1 protein-coding gene is annotated in these 887 nt (G+C 43.5%); it reads left to right on the top strand.

The window, feature by feature from the left end; translation table 11 throughout:
- Positions 1-107: 107 nt before the first annotated feature.
- On the top strand, positions 108-434 hold the full coding sequence (locus tag QEH52_RS19915; RefSeq protein WP_308952715.1) for a hypothetical protein: 327 nt from the start codon (positions 108-110) through the stop codon (positions 432-434).
- Positions 435-887: the final 453 nt, after the last annotated feature.

Raw genomic sequence — 887 nt, 5'->3', positions numbered from 1 at the left:
CCACTCCTAGACAACGAGATACATATCGAACATCAATAAGCTTGAAACAGCTATACCTACCTCTATCGTAATGCAAAAATACACTAATAAAACTGTTCTGAACGAGAATGAAAAAGCAAAAACTAGACGGAATCTTGTTTATCGCACTCGGAATGATACCGTTTGGTTTCCTATTTATGTTTGGAGGAATTGTCGTCGTTACAAAAGTATTAGTCATGCAGAGTCATGGGCCTGACTACTCGATAGAGGCAGAAGGATATCCTCAAGAAGTTACACTCTTGGCGTTAGTATCTAAAAATACTGGCATTGCCCCGGACATGCAGCTTCTGATTGCATTCGTAATCTCCGGCATTCTCATTATAAACGGCATCGTGAATTTACTGCCTGCAAAGAATAAGAAATCAGAACCAGGCGAGACTGGACAATCCCATTAACGCGCACGATATTCGACAGCACCTTAAACCACTAGACTTTACAGGCTGGGATTCCAGCTCTTCGCGATCTAGGACAGAATGAATAAAACGAAATCGATACTACCATGGTTTGGCTTAGGGCTTATGGTGGCTAGCCTTGAAGACTACCTAGCTCTTCATCATTTGATAATGGTATCGGTAGGGCTAGCTTTTATTATCCTCGGTTGCATAAAAAACGGAAAAAATGAATCCTCTGTTTCATAATTCGAACAGATGACTAAATCTAACCTAGACTTCAACCTCACACTGCCGGTCGGCTAGATCCAGACGAGCTAGTCAATGCGAGTTCACGCGCTTGTGTTAAGCTCGCCCGCTAGGTCTCGCATCGACTACTCTCCACGTTGTGCGCCAAGCTAAGGGTGCGCCATCTTGCTGGGTGAAAGTCCCAGCCATATAAAGAATAACCCAACAGTA

The sequence above is a fragment of the Thalassobacterium maritimum genome (assembly GCF_031127805.1).
Classification (GTDB): Bacteria; Verrucomicrobiota; Verrucomicrobiia; order Opitutales; family Coraliomargaritaceae; genus Thalassobacterium; species Thalassobacterium maritimum.
This window is presented reverse-complemented; position numbering and strand designations above follow the sequence as displayed.

Coding starts and splice junctions, on each gene's coding strand:
- QEH52_RS19915 (WP_308952715.1), top strand. CDS start 108: ATGAAAAAGCAAAAACTAGACGGAATCTTGTTTATCGCACTCGGAATG.